Origin of the sequence: Metapseudomonas phytobenefica (genome assembly GCF_043392685.1) — a bacterium.
In the GTDB taxonomy this organism is placed as follows: Bacteria; Pseudomonadota; Gammaproteobacteria; order Pseudomonadales; family Pseudomonadaceae; genus Metapseudomonas.
The window spans coordinates 1-768 of the sequence record NZ_JBHZGM010000086.1 but is presented as its reverse complement, the minus strand read 5'-3'; the positions used below and the strand labels follow the sequence as shown (position 1 = coordinate 768).

1 pseudogene is annotated in these 768 nt (G+C 64.2%); it reads right to left on the bottom strand.

The features are described 5' to 3' along the window. Positions 1–768 (bottom strand): annotated as a pseudogene (locus ACFW0B_RS25855) (phospholipase); the annotation flags it as partial.

The window sequence follows — 768 nt, the reverse complement described above, 5'->3', positions numbered from 1 at the left end:
CTTGGTGTCGAGGAACGGGTAGGGTTGCTTGTGTTCGCCGACCGCTTCCCGCAACAGAGCGTGCAACAGCCAGAAGCTGCCGATGGCCAATTCGGATACGGGCTTCACGAAGCGCTCGGGCAGGTCGCTGAAGCTCTTGCCGCCGATCAGGGCGAAGACCTGCCCCAGTTCGGTTTCGTTCATCCAGCGTTCGATCAACAGCAGGCTGCGGTAGTAGAGGCTTTCACCCAGGTTGTGGGTGGTGCGGCGCAGGGTTTCGACCCACTGCTTGAGTTCTTCCCTGAACTGCTTGTCCGCCACCTCGTCCAGGTGGTTGACGATCAGGCTGGCCAGGGCGCGGATCAGGTTGATTTGCACCCTGAGCCGGGCATCCGTAATGGCGCCGCCGACCTCGCCGACTGCCTCGCCCAGGCTGTTGCTGGCGCGGCGCAGGTAGTCCAGGGGCTCCAGCAAGGGGCTGGAGAAAAAGTCCGCCACCTTGGCCGCGCCGTTGAGGGCGGTCGCGCGGCTGGGCAGCAAGGGCACCTGGAGCGGGGGGCGTTTCCGACTCTCACCGTAAGGCTGAAACTGCACGCTCAGTGAGGGTTTGGACAGGTCGAAGAGCGCGGCCATGATCAGCCCACTGGCGCTGACATGCTGGCCCATGGCCATCCTGCCAAGCTTGGGCAGCCCGGGGTTGTAGGCGTCGTTGCCGAGCCGGGTGCTGGCATCGAGGCTGAAGTCGTTGTCGTCACGACGACCATAGGCCAGGTCGATACCGCCGACGTA